The organism is Sphingobium sp. KCTC 72723 (assembly GCF_014280435.1).
Classification (GTDB): domain Bacteria; phylum Pseudomonadota; class Alphaproteobacteria; order Sphingomonadales; family Sphingomonadaceae; genus Sphingobium.
In genome coordinates, this window is sequence record NZ_CP060388.1 from 193977 (window position 1) to 209672 (window position 15696).

17 protein-coding genes are annotated in these 15696 nt (G+C 62.6%); 10 read left to right on the forward strand and 7 right to left on the reverse strand.

Going from position 1 to position 15696, the window contains the following annotated elements; translation table 11 throughout:
- Positions 1-31: 31 nt before the first annotated feature.
- The gene (locus SPBM01_RS01030; RefSeq protein ID WP_188063608.1) at positions 32-253 is read right to left on the reverse strand and encodes a hypothetical protein; all 222 of its coding nucleotides are present in this window, start codon (positions 251-253) and stop codon (positions 32-34) included.
- 156 nt (positions 254-409) lie between these two features.
- Here SPBM01_RS01030 and rpmB point away from each other — a divergent pair, with 156 nt between their 5' ends.
- On the forward strand, positions 410-703 hold the full coding sequence (gene rpmB, locus SPBM01_RS01035; protein WP_169571525.1) for a 50S ribosomal protein L28: 294 nt from the start codon (positions 410-412) through the stop codon (positions 701-703).
- A gap of 145 nt (positions 704-848) precedes the next feature.
- Here rpmB and SPBM01_RS01040 read toward each other — a convergent pair whose 3' ends face one another.
- Positions 849-1829 carry an esterase-like activity of phytase family protein gene (locus tag SPBM01_RS01040; protein WP_188063609.1) on the reverse strand — a complete coding sequence of 327 codons (981 nt, stop codon included), beginning with the start codon at positions 1827-1829 and terminating at the stop codon, positions 849-851.
- Between the two features lie 181 nt (positions 1830-2010).
- Between SPBM01_RS01040 and SPBM01_RS01045 the strand changes: the two genes are divergently transcribed.
- Positions 2011-2436, forward strand: coding sequence for a glycine zipper 2TM domain-containing protein (locus SPBM01_RS01045; RefSeq protein WP_188063610.1), 426 nt, complete (start codon positions 2011-2013; stop codon positions 2434-2436).
- A 57-nt stretch (positions 2437-2493) separates the two neighbouring features.
- Here the strand turns inward: SPBM01_RS01045 and SPBM01_RS01050 are convergent, their stop codons facing one another.
- Complete coding sequence (locus tag SPBM01_RS01050; RefSeq protein ID WP_188063611.1) at positions 2494-2736, reverse strand: hypothetical protein; 243 nt, start codon at positions 2734-2736, stop codon at positions 2494-2496.
- 254 nt (positions 2737-2990) lie between these two features.
- Positions 2991-3206 carry a circumsporozoite protein gene (locus tag SPBM01_RS01055; protein ID WP_119747887.1) on the reverse strand — a complete coding sequence of 72 codons (216 nt, stop codon included), beginning with the start codon at positions 3204-3206 and terminating at the stop codon, positions 2991-2993.
- A gap of 214 nt (positions 3207-3420) precedes the next feature.
- Between SPBM01_RS01055 and SPBM01_RS01060 the strand changes: the two genes are divergently transcribed.
- The 6 genes from SPBM01_RS01060 (at position 3421) to SPBM01_RS01085 (ending at position 10728) form a co-directional block, all read left to right on the forward strand.
- Positions 3421-4392, forward strand: coding sequence for an ArsR/SmtB family transcription factor (locus SPBM01_RS01060; protein ID WP_188063612.1), 972 nt, complete (start codon positions 3421-3423; stop codon positions 4390-4392).
- Positions 4389-5297 (forward strand): methylenetetrahydrofolate reductase, encoded by a 909-nt coding sequence (gene metF / locus SPBM01_RS01065; RefSeq protein ID WP_188063613.1) that lies wholly within the window; start codon positions 4389-4391, stop codon positions 5295-5297. The genes SPBM01_RS01060 and metF overlap by 4 nt, the downstream gene beginning before the upstream one ends.
- Complete coding sequence (locus SPBM01_RS01070) at positions 5294-6340, forward strand: homocysteine S-methyltransferase family protein (protein WP_188063614.1); 1047 nt, start codon at positions 5294-5296, stop codon at positions 6338-6340. The genes metF and SPBM01_RS01070 overlap by 4 nt, the downstream gene beginning before the upstream one ends.
- A 138-nt stretch (positions 6341-6478) precedes the next feature.
- Entirely contained in the window at positions 6479-9079 is a 2601-nt protein-coding gene (metH, locus tag SPBM01_RS01075; RefSeq protein ID WP_188063615.1) for a methionine synthase, read from the forward strand.
- Between the two features lie 117 nt (positions 9080-9196).
- Entirely contained in the window at positions 9197-10327 is a 1131-nt protein-coding gene (locus SPBM01_RS21815) for a hypothetical protein (RefSeq protein ID WP_262504297.1), read from the forward strand.
- Entirely contained in the window at positions 10327-10728 is a 402-nt protein-coding gene (locus SPBM01_RS01085; RefSeq protein WP_188063616.1) for a hypothetical protein, read from the forward strand. The genes SPBM01_RS21815 and SPBM01_RS01085 overlap by 1 nt, the downstream gene beginning before the upstream one ends.
- Before the next feature lie 65 nt (positions 10729-10793).
- On the opposite strand, the gene SPBM01_RS01090 is transcribed toward SPBM01_RS01085, so the two are convergent.
- Positions 10794-11630, reverse strand: a complete 837-nt coding sequence (locus SPBM01_RS01090; protein WP_188063617.1) for a TIGR00266 family protein — start codon at positions 11628-11630, stop codon at positions 10794-10796.
- A 183-nt stretch (positions 11631-11813) separates the two neighbouring features.
- Here SPBM01_RS01090 and SPBM01_RS01095 point away from each other — a divergent pair, with 183 nt between their 5' ends.
- Together SPBM01_RS01095 and SPBM01_RS01100 are read left to right on the forward strand one after the other, a co-directional pair.
- Positions 11814-12743, forward strand: coding sequence for a right-handed parallel beta-helix repeat-containing protein (locus SPBM01_RS01095; RefSeq protein WP_188063618.1), 930 nt, complete (start codon positions 11814-11816; stop codon positions 12741-12743).
- 37 nt (positions 12744-12780) lie between these two features.
- Positions 12781-12975, forward strand: coding sequence for a hypothetical protein (locus SPBM01_RS01100; RefSeq protein WP_188063619.1), 195 nt, complete (start codon positions 12781-12783; stop codon positions 12973-12975).
- On the opposite strand, the gene SPBM01_RS01105 is transcribed toward SPBM01_RS01100, so the two are convergent.
- Together SPBM01_RS01105 and SPBM01_RS01110 are read right to left on the reverse strand one after the other, a co-directional pair.
- On the reverse strand, positions 12951-14231 hold the full coding sequence (locus SPBM01_RS01105) for an MFS transporter (protein ID WP_410483039.1): 1281 nt from the start codon (positions 14229-14231) through the stop codon (positions 12951-12953). The genes SPBM01_RS01100 and SPBM01_RS01105 overlap by 25 nt on opposite strands.
- Positions 14232-14265: 34 nt before the next feature.
- Entirely contained in the window at positions 14266-15663 is a 1398-nt protein-coding gene (locus tag SPBM01_RS01110; protein ID WP_188063621.1) for a short-chain fatty acyl-CoA regulator family protein, read from the reverse strand.
- Positions 15664-15696: the final 33 nt, after the last annotated feature.

Here is a 15696-nt window from a genome sequence, read left to right on the forward strand (position 1 = left end):
TATGGAGCGGGCCGGTTATGCAAACTAGCCCTTACGGCTTCTGCACCGCCACCGTCGGCACTTCCACGGTTTCGTTGCGGGTGCCGACTTCCACCTTGGCGACATTCGCCTCATATTTGGGAAGCGCGCCTTCCTTGACCGCGATTTGGGGCAGGCGGCCATCCTGCGTCTTTTGCAGGTCGATAAATCCGGTTGCAATTCCCGCGCCCAGCACGATAAGCGCAATCAGCAACAGTCCACCGATGAAACGCATGGATTCCTCCTCTTGATATGGTCGAGGGGTTCAACGCGGGGTTCGATGAATTGGTTGCGCAGGTGCTACGATCGACCGGCAGTGGTTGACGTGGTGCGGGAATCCCGTTATCGGCGCGGCTTTCCGAACGAACCCGAATTACAAGGTTGATTGACTATGTCGCGCATTTGCGAGCTGACCGGCAAAGGTCGCCAGGTGGGTCACAATGTTTCCCACGCCAACAACAAGACCAAGCGCGTGTTTCTGCCCAACTTGCAGAATGTGTCGCTGATCTCCGAATCGCTGGAAACCAGCGTCAAGCTGCGCGTATCGACCCATGGTCTGCGTTCGGTTGAACATAATGGCGGCCTGGACAACTGGCTGGTCAAGACCAGCGACGACAAGCTCTCGCTCAAGGCACGCCGCCTCAAGCGCGACATCGTCAAGAAGAAGGCTGCCGTCGCAGCCTGAACTCTTCCGATTCGTTTCGGCATAGAAGCGGCCCCGCAACGGGCCGCTTTTTTGCGTGATCCCCCCTCCCGTAGACGGGAGGGGCAACGAGACTTGGGCGCGCAGCGCCCTAGTCGCAGCGGGGTGGGCCTGCAGCAATCGGGCGTTACATTCCCAACTTCAGCAACAACGTCCGCTGAAAACTCTCATGATTGTCGTCGGATATGATCCACACGACATCCCGCCCATCCTCGCGACTCACTGCCATCCCTTCGAAATTATCGGCCAGCAATGGCGGCGCGAGCCGGGCCAGCGTGCGGGCCTTCAACTCCGCCCCCGCCTCGATCCGCTCCGGCAGGTCGACGATCGCGATCGTCGCGGTAAAAAGCGACTGGAGCGTCAGGCGGCGGTTCAGCACCAGCAGGCGCCGCGCATCCAGCGCCACCGCATCGGTCGGGCGAAAACCCTGCGGCGGGGCATAGCGCACATGAATGGGGGCAGGGGTCGCCGCATCGGCCGGATCGCCTGCAAATAGCAGCACGTCATGCCGCCCGTCCGCCGTCATCCCCATCTCACCAATCGCAATGAAGCGCCCGTCGGGCAGCCGCGCCAGCGATTCGATCGATCCGGTCTTGGGCCAGGCGACCAGTTCGGGCCATGTCCGGCACGCTTCCACCCGCGCAAAGCCGGGGGCGTAACGGCATATCGCCTGCTGCAATTCGAACCCCACCCAATATCGGTCGCTCACGCGGTCATGAGTCATCGCTTCGGAATCCCACGCCCACCAGGGGCGATCGCGGTCCTGCGTGCGGATCGGCAGCGGCGCGATGAACGGACGACGGGTCGATTCGCCGCCCCCGGCATGAAAGCCCATCAACACACCCGAATCGCTGAGCGCCAGCATATCGCCCCCGCTCAGCGCAAGCAGCGCGGAAATCCCGCCAAAGCCTGGATTGTCGCTGGTCAGCTCCCACCCGCCCAGATAGTCGAGCGACCCCACCCGCCGGACTGCCGGATCATGCGTATCCAGCGGTAACGCACGCGCCGCGACCAGCAATGCGCCCGGCCGCACCGCTTCGGGTTTGCTATTATGGGGGGCGGGCATCAGCAGGACCGCCAGCGCCAGCACGATCAGGATTCGCGTCATCCCACCGAGCATAGGGGATTATTCGTCGCGGTGCAGCATCGGACTGGGGCTACCGCGTGCCTTAACGGCGGCTGTCAGCGCCATTCAGCATTGGCTCAAGCCCGTGCCTTCATAAGGACGTCAATCAACGGCGCATCCCGTCTTTTGGAAACGCCCATGATGAATTGAAAGGAGCAACGCCATGAAGATGAAGTTTCTTGTAAATATGGGAGCCGCTCTCGCGATGGGCGCTGCTTCGCTGGTCGCAACGGCAACCCCGGCAATGGCCCAGGGCGGCTATTATCGCGGTTATGACCGGGGTTATGAGCGCGGCGATTATTATCGCGGCGACCGGGGCTATCGCGGCAATCGCGGGGATTATTACCGTGGCGGCGACCGCTATTATCGCAACAATGGCTATCGTAACAATGGCTATCGCGGCGGCTATCGCTGTCGGGACAATGGCACCGGCGGCACCATCATCGGCGCGATTGCCGGTGGTCTGCTCGGCAATGAAGTCGGCAAGGGTTCGGGCCGTTATGGCCGCCGTGGCGACGGCACGACCGGCGCGATCATTGGCGCTGGCGTAGGTGCGCTGGCCGGCCGGGCGATCGACCGCAACTGCTAAAGCGTTAACGCATCGCTGAACGCGAAAGGCCGCTCCATCCGGGGCGGCCTTTTTGCGTCATGGCCTGGGCGCAGGTTGCGGCGTCGTGCGCGCGCGATCCGCCCGCGCCGCAGTCGCCGCCGCCGGGTTCAGCCCCGCATCCCCGGCCTGCGCTGCGCCCGCGCGCGCGTCCAGCGTGGCGGCGGCCTCGTTCAGCGCGCTTGCCTCACTGGCGCTCACTCCGCCCACGCCATCGGGCGAGTCCGATCCGCAAGCGGCCAGCGACAATAGCGACAGGGCAAATATGGTGGCGCGGATCATTATCATGCTTCCATCAGTAAATCGTCCTGATCCTCCCCTGCAAGGGGAGGGGGACCGCCAGCGTAGCTGGTGGTGGAGGGGTGTCGCCCTATCGTTAGCACGACACCCCTCCGTCAACCCTGCGGGTTGCCACCTCCCCTGCAAGGGGAGGATTTATAGCGAGCAGTGGCATTGCAAAACCAGCCCAATGGAAAAGGGGCCGCACCGTTGCCGATGCGACCCCTTTTCTAAATGTCTAAGACCAGATGGTCTTATTACATCGCGTTGGCGACGTTGTTGGTCGCGTTCGACGCAGCGTTCGCAGCGTTGTCGGCAGCGTTCAGCGCAGCGTTCATGGCGTTGTCGGCAGCGTTCGACGCATTTTCAGCCGAGTTGGCGGCGTTGTTGGCAGCGTTTTCCGCGCCACCCGAGCAAGCGGCCAGGCCAAGCGAAGCAGCCAGAACGAGCGAAAGAGCGATAGACTTAGTCATGGGCAGAAACCCCTCTCTGAGAATAAAATAGTGCAGACCACTCCCGGAGAAAAGCTCACCCCCCATTGCGCCTGCGCGCCGATTCGTAATGCCTTGCGCCGGGCAAGGCAATCCCATTCCTGCGCCGGGGGGATGATCGGCCCTGCTTTTGTTCGCAGTTGCGGAAAATTTGCGCTCCTTGACGCATATAAAGATTTCTTTATATATGCCCGCCATGCACGCTGCAATCGACATTTTCCGGGCATTGGGTGACCCGACGCGGCTGCGCATCATCCATTTGCTGCGCGCCATGGAACTGGCCGTGGGCGAAATCGCGCAGGTGGTGGGGCAAAGCCAGCCGCGCGTGTCGCGTCATGTCCGCATATTGGCGGAATCCGGCCTGGTCGAACGGCGCAAGGAGGGCAATTGGGTATTCCTGCGCCTGGGCAAGGGCGGCGATGTCGCCCCCTTCATTGCCCTGTTCGACCAACTCGAACCATCCGAAGCGGAGCGGCTGTGGCAGGCGGCGGACCTTGCCCGGCTGGCGGCGGTGCGGGCCGACCGGGCGCGCGCGGCGGAAAGCTATTTTGCCGAACATGCCGACGAATGGGACGCGATCCGCTCGCTTCACGTCGCCGAAGCCGATGTGGAAGCGGCGATGACCGCGCTGCTGGGGCGCGAACCGATCGGCCATCTGCTCGACATTGGCACTGGCACCGGGCGCATGATCGAACTGTTCGGCGGCGCGGCGCGCGCCGTGACCGCGATCGACCGCAGCCCCGACATGCTGCGGCTGGCGCGGGCCAAACTGCCGGAGGATGCGGGCGACAAATATGCGCTGCTGCTGGGCGATTTCCTCGACCTGCCGCTGGAACCGGGCAGCGTCGATACCGTCGTGCTGCATCAGGTGCTGCATTATGCGCAGGCGCCCGAACAGGTGATCGCACAGGCCGCGCGCGTCACCGCGCTTGACGGGCGCGTCCTGATCGCGGATTTCGCCGCCCATGAACGGGAAGAACTGCGCCTGCGCGATCAACATGCGCGGCTGGGCTTTTCGGACGAACAGATGGAAAGCTGGTTCGCGGCGGCGGGCCTTGTGCTGGACCGGGTGGAAACGCTGCCGGGCCATGAATTGACAGTGCAATTATGGCTGGGGCGGCGCAGCGATGCGCGGCCCGGCCAGCAAGAAGAACGGATTTCGCCATGACCCTGAACGATCCTGTCGCGCCACTTTACGCGGACCTTGCAGGCGACTGCCAGGTCAGCTTCGAATTTTTCCCGCCCAAGACGGAAAAGATGGAAGCACAGCTCTGGTCGGCGATCGAAACATTGACGCCGCTCCATCCCAAATTCGTGTCCGTCACTTATGGCGCGGGCGGCTCGACCCGCGAACGGACGCACAACACAGTCGCGCGGATCGCACGGGAAACCCCGCTCGCCGCCGCCGCGCACCTGACCTGCGTCGCCGCCAGCAAAAGCGAAATCGACGAAGTGGCCGACGCTTATTGGGACGCGGGCGTGCGCCATATCGTTGCCCTGCGCGGCGATCCGCCCGAAGTGGGCGGCACATTCGAACCCCACCCGGACGGGTATAAGGGCGCGGCCGAACTGGTCGAAGGGCTGATGAAGCGCCACCCGTTCGAAATTTCGGTGTCGGCCTATCCCGAAGTCCATCCCGAAGCGGCCAGCGCGCAAAGCGACCTCGACAATCTCAAGCGCAAGCTGGACGCCGGGGCGACCCGCGCCATCACGCAATTCTTCTTCACCCCCGACGCCTATTTCCGCTTCCTCGACAAGACGGCGGCAGCAGGCATCGACGCAGACATCGTGCCGGGCATCATGCCGGTCAGCAATTTCGCCGCGACGCAGCGCATGGCCGCCATGTGCAATACGCAGGTGCCAAGCTGGATGGGCCGCCTGTTCGAAGGGCTGGACGATCATCCCGCCTCCCGCCAGCTGGTGTCGGCCACGATCGCGGCGGAACTGTGCCGCAGCCTCTATGTCGGCGGCGTGCGCGACTTTCATTTCTACACGCTCAACCGCGCGGAACTCAGCTATGCCATCTGCCACCTGCTGGGGCTTCGGGCGACGACATCGGAGAAGGCAGCATGAACGCCGAACAGACATTACGCGCGCTGGCCGCCGAAAAAATCCTCATCTTCGACGGCGGCTATGGCACCTCGATCCAGAAGCATGGCCTGACCGAAGCCGATTATCGCGGAACCCTTGATTTGGCCAAGGATCAGAAGGGCAATAACGACCTGCTCTGCCTGACCCGGCCGGACATTGTGGAGGGGATCCACACCGCCTATCTGGACGCGGGCGCGGACATGATCGAAACGAACACGTTCAGCTCGACCAAGATCGCCATGGCCGATTATGGCTGCGAACATCTGGTATGGGACATCAATATCGCGGCGGCCAAACTGGCCCGCAGCGCGTGCGAAAAGGCAACGGCGAAGGACGGCCAGCCCCGCTTCGTCTGCGGCTCGATCGGCCCCACCAACAAGACCCTGTCCATCTCCCCCGACGTCAACGACCCCGCCTATCGCGAAGTCGATTATGATACGCTGAAAGCCGATTATCGCGAACAATGCGACGCGCTGATCGCGGGCGGCGTGGATTTCCTGCTGGTCGAAACCTGTTTCGACACGCTCAACGCCAAGGCCGCAGGCATGGCCGCGCGCGAGGCGGAGGACGCGGCGGGCCGCCCCGTGCCGCTGATGATGAGCTTCACCATCACCGACATGTCGGGCCGCAACCTGTCGGGCCACACGATCAACGCCTTCTGGTATTCGCTGCGCCATTTGAAGCCGCTGACCATTGGCGTGAACTGCGCCTTCGGTGCCGATCTGCTGCGTCCCTATCTGGCCGAACTGTCCAAGAACGCCGACACGCTGATCCTGGCCTATCCCAATGCCGGCCTGCCCAACGAACTGGGCCAATATGACGAATTGCCCGAAACCACCGCGAAACTGATCCGTCAGTGGGTGGACGAAGGGCTGGTCAACATGGTCGGTGGCTGCTGCGGCACCACGCCTGCCCATATCGGCGCAGTGGCAAAGGCGCTTAGCGGTCATAAGCCGCGCGTCGTGCCGGAACTGCCCGTGGTAACGCGGCTCGCGGGCCTGGAACCGATGCACATCGCGGTCTGAATGACGTTCCCCCTCCCGCTTGCGGGAGGGGTTGAACGGAGGCACGTGACTCCGTTCAAGGGGTGGGCCTGTTCAGGCACTGTCCCAAAAGCCCACCCCCAGCCCCTCCCGCAAGCGGGAGGGGAGTGAGAATGAAGAATGAATCAGAAATCCACCGCCACCTTCGTCAACATCGGTGAACGCACCAACATCACCGGGTCGGCCAAGTTCAAGAAGCTGATCATGGCGGGCGACTATGCCGCCGCCATCGACATTGCCCGCGATCAGGTGGAAAGCGGCGCGCAGATCGTCGACGTGAACATGGACGAAGGGCTGCTCGACTCCGAAGCGGCGATGACCACTTTCCTCAAACTCATGACGTCGGAACCGGACATCAGCCGCGTCCCCGTCATGATCGACTCCTCCAAATGGAGCGTGATCGAAGCGGGGCTGAAATGCGTCTCCGGCAAGCCGATCGTCAATTCGATCAGCATGAAGGAAGGCGAAGAAGCCTTCCTGTTCCACGCCCGCAAATGCATGGCCTATGGCGCGGCGGTCGTGGTCATGGCCTTCGACGAAACGGGTCAGGCGGACACGAAGGAGCGTAAGGTCGAAATCTGCGCCCGCGCCTATGACCTGCTGACCGGCATCGGCTTCCCGCCGGAGGACATCATCTTCGACCCCAATATCTTCGCAGTCGCGACGGGGATCGAGGAACATAATAATTACGGCGTGGACTTCATCGAAGCCTGCAAGGAAATCAAGCAGCGCTGCCCTCACGTCCATATCTCCGGCGGCCTGTCGAACCTCAGCTTCTCCTTCCGAGGCAACGAACCCGTCCGCCGCGCGATGCACAGCGTGTTCCTCTACCACGCCATCCCCGCTGGCCTGGATATGGCGATCGTTAATGCGGGCCAACTCGACGTCTATGACACGATCGACCCCGCGCTGCGCACCGCGTGCGAGGATGTCGTCCTCAACCGGGATCCTGACGCGGGCGAACGGCTCGTCACTCTGGCCGAAAGTTTCCGGGGCAAGGATGCCGCAACCGAAAAGGCGGCGCAGGAATGGCGCGGTTGGCCCGTCGCCCGTCGCCTCGAACATGCCTTGGTCAAGGGCATCGACATGTATGTGGTGGAGGATACGGAGGAATGTCGCCTCTCCGCCGAAAAACCGATCCATGTGATCGAAGGGCCACTGATGGACGGCATGAACGTCGTCGGCGACCTGTTCGGCGCGGGCAAGATGTTCCTGCCGCAAGTCGTCAAATCCGCCCGCGTGATGAAAAAAGCCGTCGCCCACCTGCTCCCCTTTATCGAGGCTGCCAAGGAACCGGGCGCCAAGGGCAAGGGCAAGATCATCATGGCCACGGTCAAGGGCGACGTCCATGACATCGGCAAGAATATCGTCGGCGTCGTCCTGCAATGCAACGGCTTCGACGTGGTCGACATGGGCGTGATGGTGCCATGGCATGACATCATCAAGGCGGCGGTGGAACATGACGCCGACATGATCGGCCTGTCCGGCCTCATCACGCCCTCGCTGGACGAAATGGTGACCGTCGCCACCGAAATGCAGCGTGCGGGCATGACCATGCCGTTGCTGATCGGCGGCGCGACCACGTCCAAAGTCCATACCGCGCTGCGCATCGACCCGGCCTATAGCGGCCCCGTCGTCCATGTGCTGGATGCCAGCCGCGCCGTCGGCGTGGCCACCGCGCTCGTCTCCGAAACGCAAAAGGACGCCTTCGTCGGCAAGACCAAGGACGACTATGAACATGTCCGCGTCGCCCGCGCCAACAAGGGGCAAAGCGCGCTCGTGTCGATCGAGGACGCGCGCGCCAACGCCTTCGAAATCGACGAAAGCCTCAAAGCCCCGCGCCCGCGCCTGCCCGGCGTCCATCGCTTCCCCGACTGGGACTTGAAGGATCTGGTCCCCTACATCGACTGGACCCCCTTCTTCCGTGCATGGGAACTGGCGGGCAATTACCCCGCGATCCTGACCGATCCGGTCGTCGGCGAAAGCGCCACCAGCCTGTTCGCCGATGCGCAGGCGATGCTGGACAAGATCATCACCGACAAATGGCTGACCGCGCGCGGCGTCGCGGGCCTGTGGCCCTGCCGCCGTCAGGATGACGACATCATCGTCCATGTCGAGGATGAAAAACACTATACCCTGCCGATGCTGCGCCAGCAGATTCAGAAGCGGGGAGGGCGGGCGAACATGTGCCTCGCTGACTTCATCAGCCATGATGGCGACTGGATGGGCGGTTTTGCCGTGTCGATCCACGGCATCGAACCCCATCTCGCTCGCTTCAAAAATGCGATCGACGACTATTCGGACATCTTGCTCAAGGCGCTGGCCGATCGTCTGGCCGAGGCCTTCGCCGAACGCCTCCACCATTATGTCCGCACCGCCTTATGGGGCTATGCAGAGGGGGAGCAACTGACCAACGAAGCCCTGATCCGCGAACAATATCGCGGCATCCGCCCCGCGCCCGGCTATCCCGCCTGCCCGGAACATAGCCTAAAGCCCATATTGTTCGACATGCTCGACGCCCATCACGCAACGGGCATCACGCTCACCGAAAGCTTCGCCATGCTGCCCACCGCCGCCGTCAGCGGCTTCTATTTCGGCCACCCCCAGGCCGAATATTTCGGCGTAGCGCGGGTAGGGCGCGACCAGTTGGAAGAATATGCGACAAGGCGCGGCATCGACCTGGAAACGGCGGAGCGGTATTTGAGGCCGAATTTGGATTGAGGTTCTTACCATGGCTGCCCAAAGGCCTTGGTCCATGCGGGCAGGCATAAACATAATCATTGACTTGTTGGAAAATGTTGCTGATATGTTCTCGCCGCGATGACAGGTCGGGGTGGCATGATGGATATATCGTCGGAAGCATATCGTCAGGGATATGCACATTGGTTGCGAACGGGGCGCTGGGTCGAAAGACACGGTGAAGGCGACATTGAATGCAAGTTCAATCCCTATCACGATCCACGCAACGGGCAATTTACCTTTGCGCCAGGCGGACCCCGATCACTTGCTCGGGTGATCGTTTCGCGGGCGCGCTATGATGCGGCCAGTCCGTCGAATGTGGCGACCCGCGTTGGCTCAAGTGGTGGCAAGTATGCGCTCGCCCAACCTGCGAGCACGCAAAGCGCTACATTTACCGATGCCGTATATCGACCAGGCCAAAGTCGGGCCGAACTTGTGCCTGCGTCCCTGCCACGCTCGCCAAGGGCTACTGGTGGCAGCAATATTCGGGCTTTTCAAGATCCCATGACCTTGCAGCAGGCGATTCCCGGCCTGCAAGGCCAACCGGGCGGCGCAATCGTTGCTCTGGCCGATACCCTGTTCGACATCACGGGTCCGGCGCAGGAATTAACTACCCAGTTGGCGCGGGAACGGTCGAACCAGTTGATCAATCAGATCAAGGCGCTCGATCCCGATTACCAGTTTGGTGATTTCGGCTTTCCTGAAACAAAGCTGGGGCAGATCAATCAATTGAACAGGCTGCGCTTCGATCAGGCTGCTACATTCTTACTCATAAAAAATGAGTTACGGCCAATGCAATTAGAAACGCTCCGCTTTGTACAAGCCGCGACTGATCGCGCGTATGCTCAAGGCATCAAATCTCTGCGAGCAGGCAAGCTGCCGATCCGCCTTTCTGAACAGGAGGCGTTAGGAAATTTTATCGACCGCCGAGTTCGCATTGAATTGCGCGAGCGGTATGCGCAATATGGCATCGACGCAGCCGGTAAAGGACCAGTGCGCGTGAACCGGCGCGAAAATGATAGTTCAGGCAGCGAACTGAGTTTTCGACGTCCCGATATGCGGGTGGGCACTGTCGCCTATGATGTTACTCTCACCCAAAAGACGCTAAAAGCACAGCAAATTCGTGGGTTCTTCAACGCTGATTTTAAACCAACCCATGTGGTAATCATCCGCCCTCGCCAGATTGGATCTGAGAGCAGTTATATTATTAGCCGTCCGGAGACCAAGTGATGACGGAATATTTCACCAGTTCCTATCATAATACTACCCCCTACATTCCCGCGTCTCTCAGCGAAATCTATGATCTGTTGGGAGCCATGATACTTGAGGCGCCTATTTTTATCGACGAATCTGGCGTGTTTCCTATGCGGACTATCGACACGCGATTTCATCAATTGGTCGAGAGTTTTGGCAAAGTCCGCAAAAAGGTGGGAGAGGAACGTTATGCCCAACTGATGGACCTTGCCGCACAGGCAAAGGCGTTGTTCGCCGCCGATCCCGATGGTGACAATGGCAAAAGCGATCAGGGTCGCGCGCTGTTATTTGCGATCGAGGAAATCATCCAGGCTTCACGGTCACGCCGGGTTGCGACAAAGCTGAAGGACGATGAGGGCGAAGTCACCGGCGACTGATTGAGACACGCATTTCTGCACCCCTGCAACGGTGTGAACTTCGCCCCCGACCTCGGCGCCTTGGCTCAACGATTGCCCCCGATCAGGTCGCCCAACTCGCCCAGCATCGACCCTTCGCCGCGATTCTGGCCGCCCCGGCTGCCTGCCGCCGCCATCATCCGTCCGGCCAGGCGGCTGAACGGCAAGGACTGGATCCACACATGCCCCGGTCCGCGCAGCCGGGCAAAGAAAGCCCCTTCGCCGCCGAATATCATCGATTTGACTCCGCCCGCCGCGACCAGATCGAAATCGACCGTGGATGTCATTGCCGCCAGGCAACCCGTGTCGACATGCAATTCCTCGCCCGCCGCCAATTCGCGTTCGACCACCGTGCCGCCCATCTGGGTGAACACCCACCCATCGCCGTCCAGCCGCTGCATGATGAAACCTTCGCCACCGAACAGCCCGGTCATGATCTTCTTCTGGAAATATATGCCCATCGACACGCCCTTGGCCGCGGCCAGAAAGGCATCCTTTTGGCAGATCAGCGTGCCGCCATATTGGTCGAGTTTCAGCGGCAAGATCGCGCCGGGCGTGGGCGCGGCAAAGGCGACCCGCGCCTTGCCCGACCCTTGGTGGGTGAACACGGTGGTGAACAGGCTCTCCCCCGTCACCAGCCGCTTGCCCGCGCCCAGCAGCTTGCCCATGAAGCCCCCGTCCGACCCGCCGCTGCCGTCGCCGAACACCGTGGTCATCGAAATGCTGGCATCCTTCCACACCATTGCGCCCGCTTCGGCGACCGCACTTTCGCCGGGGTCCAGCTCGATCTCCAGAAATTGCAGCTCCTGCCCCTTGATCTCGAAATCGATATCGTCGGACAGCGAAGCGTTGCGGCTATGGCTCCAGGGGGAGGGGGACGGCATCGGCATAGTCTCCTGCGAACGGTGATGGGGGCTTTTAGCGTGATGCGCCCGCCGATGAAATGCCCGGCCGACGGCGGCGACCATGTTAATCTTCGCCGTCCCGCCTGTCCCATAACGGACCAGCCTGCCGTTAACCCTCTACTTTCCTTGGCCGCGCCGCGCGCCGCGCCTACCTTGGCACCCATGCGTATCCTTACCACCACTTTGCTCGCCTCCGCCGCCATCGCATCGACCGCACTGGCACAGGGAAACCCGGCACCCTTCACTATCGACGGCAATGGCTATGCCTCGCTGGCCGATGCGCTGAGTGCAATCGGCGACGGGCGCGGCACGGTGACGGTGGCGCCCGGCACCTATCACGCATGTGCGGTGCAACAGGGCGGCGACATCACCATCCGCGCCGCAACCCCCGGCACCGTCATCTTCGACGGCGTGCCGTGCGAGGGTAAGGCGGCGCTGGTGCTGCGTGGGCAGGGCAGCATAGTCGACGGCATCATATTCCAGAATATCCGCGTCCCCGACGGCAATGGCGCGGGCATCCGGCTGGAAAGCGGAAACCTGACCGTCCGCAACAGCCTGTTCCGCAACAGCGAGGAAGGGATTCTGACCGGCGACGGCGATGGCAGCGTGACGATCGACAAATCCACCTTCCGCCATCTGGGCCGCTGCGACCGCGACCTGGATTGCGCCCATGGCATCTATATCGGTCGTCTGGACAGCCTGACCGTCACTAACAGCCGCTTCGACCTGGGCGATGGCGGCCATTATCTCAAAAGCCGCGCCGCCCGCGTCACCATCACCGACAATAGTTTCGATGACAGCGGCGGGAAACTGACCAACTATATGATCGACTTGCCCAACGGGGCCAGCGGCGTCATTCGCGGCAATGACATGGTGCAGGGCAAGGACAAGGATAACTGGTCCGTTTTCATCACCGTCGCCCCGGAAGGCCGCGAACAAAGCAGCGCGGGTCTGGTGATCGAAGGCAACAAGGCCGGTTTCGTGCCGGGGGTGGAGCGCAACTCGACCTTCGTGGCGAACTTCACCGATGACGCGGTGCGGATCGGCGCGAACGATCTTGCCCCGTCGATGAAAGTGAAGGACCGCCGCTGACTTGCCAATGTGGGGCGCAGGAGCGATAGTCGCCACCATGCGCACCACCTATGACAATGCCACCGTCCGCCTCTACCATCTGGGCGATGATGGCGGCGCGACGACCCTGATGTACGGCGCGTTCAGCCAAGCGCTGCGCGTCGCTGAACAACAACCGCAGGAGGTGCAGGACGGCCTCTATCTGGCCACCGACAATGACGTGGTTGCCTATCTCGACCTGATCGAGGGATAAGGCGCGGTTTCCGGCATCCGCCAAAGGAATGGCAGCACGCCCAGCGCCACGACCGCAATCATCACGCCGGGCGTCGCCGCCCATCCGCTCCGCTGGGTCAGGATATGCGACAGATAGGGGGTCAGCCCGCCGAACAAGGCCGTGGCGCTGGTCGCGCCGAGCGCCAGGCCGCTCAGTCGCCCTTCGCCCGGAAACTGCTCCGCCGTCGTCACTGCCCCCACGGCACTGACCGCGCCGCCCAGCCCCGCCAGCACCAGCGCCCCGGCCAGCGCCTGCACGAAGCTACCCTGTGCCATCACCCCGAACATCAGCACCGGCAACGCGACCCCGCCCAGCGCCAGCGCGACCAGCACCGGCCTGCGCCCCACCCGGTCCGACAAATGGCCCGTGACCGGCGTAACCAAAATGACCATGACCGCCGCCAGCGTGGACAGCCACAGCGCATCGGCTTCACCCATCGCCGCCACCCCGGTCAGGAAATTGGGGACATAGACGATGCCGACATAATAAGTGATCGATCCCAGCGCCGATATGGCAAAGCCGCGCACTATCGCCGGGCGATGATGGGTCAGGCTGTGGCGCAACGGCGCGGCGGGAATGCTGTTCTGCTCACGTTGCCGCACGAAATCGGGCGATTCTTCCATGGTCGACCGGGCCAGCAGCACAAGTCCCGCCATCGCTGCGCCGACGAAAAAGGGTATCCGCCACCCCCAGCTATCGAGCGCCACCTGATCCATGCTGGCAACGGTAATCGCCGACAGCGTCACCGCGATCAGCCCGCCAACCTCGCTCGCCGCCGACGCGAGCGACGTGACGAAACCCCGTCGCCGCGCCTGTGCGCTTTCCAGCAAATAGGCGACCACGCCGGTATATTCGCCCCCGACCGAAAACGCCATCAGGCAGCGCAGCGCCAGCAGCAGCCATCCCGCCGATGCTCCCATCTGCGCCTGCGTCGGCAGCAGCGCGGTGGCCAGCATCGCCCCGCTCATCAGTGCCATCGACAACAGCATCGTCACCCGCCTGCCATGGCGGTCGCCGATATGGCCAAAGACGATCGCACCCAGCGGCCGCATCAGATAGGCCAGCGCAAACCCCGCCAGCGCATAGCCGACCCCATCCGCGCCGCCGCCAAAGAAAATGCGCGACAGCGTGGTGGCCAGATACAGATAGAGCGTGAAATCATACCATTCGATGACCGTGGACAACCCCGCGATCAACAGCGACCGCGTGGACAGGCGCGCGCCCGGATCGGTCATTGGCATGGTCACTCCTCTCATTCCCTTATGTCCCTCAGCCGTCCGCAAAGCCAAAGGGCGCTCTGGTCCGCCGATAATCGTCGGGCAACATGTCCCGGCCGATCGGCGGGGCGGATCGGGCCAGGCATTGGGGCCGGTGGCACAGGCGGCACGTCACGCCGATGGGCGTCGGCTCGGCTGCCGGGCTGCCTTGCGTATAGATCAGCCGATGGGCATGGTCGGCGGCGCAGCATAGCGCGATCGCTCGGTCTACCCTGGGCGCACCCCATCCGCCACCCCCGGCGGTCACGGTGCGGGCGATGGAAAAGAAACGCTGGCCATCGGGCAGTTCCAGCCATTGGGTCACGACCGCGCGGGGCGTCTCGAACACCCGATGCACCGACCAGAGCGGGCAGGAGCCGCCATGCCGGGCAAAGGGAAAGCCCGCGCCATCCAGCCGCTTGGACACATTGCCCGCCGGGTCGACTCGCAGGAAAAAGAAAGGCACCCGTTCCTGCCCCGGCTTCTGCAACGTCGTCAGCCGATGGGCGGTCTGCTCGAAACTGGTGCCGAACTGCCGGGCCAGCGCCTCGACATCATAACGCCGCGCCTCCACCGCCTTGGCAAAGGCACCATAGGGCATCAATATCGCCGCCGCCCCGTAACTGGCCAGCGCCCGCCGGGTCAGCCGACGCTCGCTTTCGCCGCTGAATTGCCCGTCCTTCAATATAGCGTCAAAGGCTTTGCGCATCTCCAGATAGGCGATCTGGAGCGCCAGTTGAAAAGCGGAACTGGCGCTATCGAGCGCATCGTCCAGCAGCACGGCGTCGCGATGCCGGTCATAACGGCGTAGCGACCCGGCCATCACATCGGACGGCAAGCGGCGAACCCGCAAATTATGTTTGGCCCGCAACCATCCGGTCAGCCCGCCCTCAGCTTCCGCCTCTGCCGCCAGTCTTTCCGCCGCATCGTCCAGCAGCGGAAAACTGTTGCGCCGCGCCGCAATGAACCGACGCGCTTCGGCCACCGGATCGGGCGCGTCGGGCGCATCCTCCGCGCGCACCCCCCGGTCGGCGAGCGCTAGATGCTCCTCGCGGTAACTGGTATAAAGCCGCAGCAACGCTTCGGTGATGCCCGGATAATTGACTGCGACATCCCCCGTCGCCAACTGCGGCAGATCGATGTCCGCGAACATCGGGTCTTTCAGCACCGCGTGCAGCCGCGCCGTCTGCTCCGTGCCGCCGTCGCCTGCCACCTCCGCCATGTCCAGCTTATACGTCCGCGCCAGCCGCAACAGCATGTCGGCGGTCAATGGCCGCTGGTTGCGTTCCAGCAACGCGACATAGGACGCCGAAATATCCAGATCGGCGGCCATATCCGCCTGCGTCAGGCCCAGGTCGCGGCGCAGGCGGCGCAGCCTTGGCCCCATATAAACCGGGCTATCCTTACGCATATCACCAATCCTATGTGCAGACTTTACAACTAT

What these genes read in the sequence shown, in the direction of transcription:
- SPBM01_RS01030 (WP_188063608.1), bottom strand. Translation starts at nt 253, where the DNA reads ATGCGTTTCATCGGTGGACTGTTGCTGATTGCGCTTATCGTGCTGGGC.
- rpmB (WP_169571525.1), top strand. Translation starts at nt 410, where the DNA reads ATGTCGCGCATTTGCGAGCTGACCGGCAAAGGTCGCCAGGTGGGTCAC.
- SPBM01_RS01040 (WP_188063609.1), bottom strand. Translation starts at nt 1,829, where the DNA reads ATGACGCGAATCCTGATCGTGCTGGCGCTGGCGGTCCTGCTGATGCCC.
- SPBM01_RS01045 (WP_188063610.1), top strand. Translation starts at nt 2,011, where the DNA reads ATGAAGATGAAGTTTCTTGTAAATATGGGAGCCGCTCTCGCGATGGGC.
- SPBM01_RS01050 (WP_188063611.1), bottom strand. Translation starts at nt 2,736, where the DNA reads ATGATCCGCGCCACCATATTTGCCCTGTCGCTATTGTCGCTGGCCGCT.
- SPBM01_RS01055 (WP_119747887.1), bottom strand. Translation starts at nt 3,206, where the DNA reads ATGACTAAGTCTATCGCTCTTTCGCTCGTTCTGGCTGCTTCGCTTGGC.
- SPBM01_RS01060 (WP_188063612.1), top strand. Translation starts at nt 3,421, where the DNA reads ATGCACGCTGCAATCGACATTTTCCGGGCATTGGGTGACCCGACGCGG.
- metF (WP_188063613.1), top strand. Translation starts at nt 4,389, where the DNA reads ATGACCCTGAACGATCCTGTCGCGCCACTTTACGCGGACCTTGCAGGC.
- SPBM01_RS01070 (WP_188063614.1), top strand. Translation starts at nt 5,294, where the DNA reads ATGAACGCCGAACAGACATTACGCGCGCTGGCCGCCGAAAAAATCCTC.
- metH (WP_188063615.1), top strand. Translation starts at nt 6,479, where the DNA reads ATGAATCAGAAATCCACCGCCACCTTCGTCAACATCGGTGAACGCACC.
- SPBM01_RS21815 (WP_262504297.1), top strand. Translation starts at nt 9,197, where the DNA reads ATGATGGATATATCGTCGGAAGCATATCGTCAGGGATATGCACATTGG.
- SPBM01_RS01085 (WP_188063616.1), top strand. Translation starts at nt 10,327, where the DNA reads ATGACGGAATATTTCACCAGTTCCTATCATAATACTACCCCCTACATT.
- SPBM01_RS01090 (WP_188063617.1), bottom strand. Translation starts at nt 11,630, where the DNA reads ATGCCGTCCCCCTCCCCCTGGAGCCATAGCCGCAACGCTTCGCTGTCC.
- SPBM01_RS01095 (WP_188063618.1), top strand. Translation starts at nt 11,814, where the DNA reads ATGCGTATCCTTACCACCACTTTGCTCGCCTCCGCCGCCATCGCATCG.
- SPBM01_RS01100 (WP_188063619.1), top strand. Translation starts at nt 12,781, where the DNA reads ATGCGCACCACCTATGACAATGCCACCGTCCGCCTCTACCATCTGGGC.
- SPBM01_RS01105 (WP_410483039.1), bottom strand. Translation starts at nt 14,231, where the DNA reads ATGACCGATCCGGGCGCGCGCCTGTCCACGCGGTCGCTGTTGATCGCG.
- SPBM01_RS01110 (WP_188063621.1), bottom strand. Translation starts at nt 15,663, where the DNA reads ATGCGTAAGGATAGCCCGGTTTATATGGGGCCAAGGCTGCGCCGCCTG.